The following is a 233-nucleotide window of genomic DNA, read 5'->3' on the forward strand; positions in this document are numbered from 1 at the left end:
GATGCTTTGCTTACACCGGCTTCCTCATTTTTAAAAAAGCTTTTCAGCGCTTGAAATACGTCTGATTTCTGTTTCAGGATGTAGTATTTAAATTTATCATCTTTGACATTTTTATAGGCGGACATGAGGGTGGAATGCCTGTTATATTGATTGACCTCACCGTAACAGAACAGATTCGATTTTTTCATGATGTCATTGACGAGCTTTACGCACCGGGCGTTATCCGAAGTCAG

Annotated in this window: 1 protein-coding gene; it reads right to left on the reverse strand. The window is 39.5% G+C overall.

Annotated features, from left to right (window positions below; translation table 11 throughout):
• Positions 1 to 233, reverse strand: a 233-nt coding sequence (locus tag R0K30_RS23675; protein WP_410613495.1) for a DUF444 family protein, incomplete at both ends; no start/stop codon positions are given.

The organism is Bacillus sp. SIMBA_154, from assembly GCF_046536015.1.
GTDB lineage: Bacteria > Bacillota > Bacilli > Bacillales > Bacillaceae > Bacillus > Bacillus pumilus_P.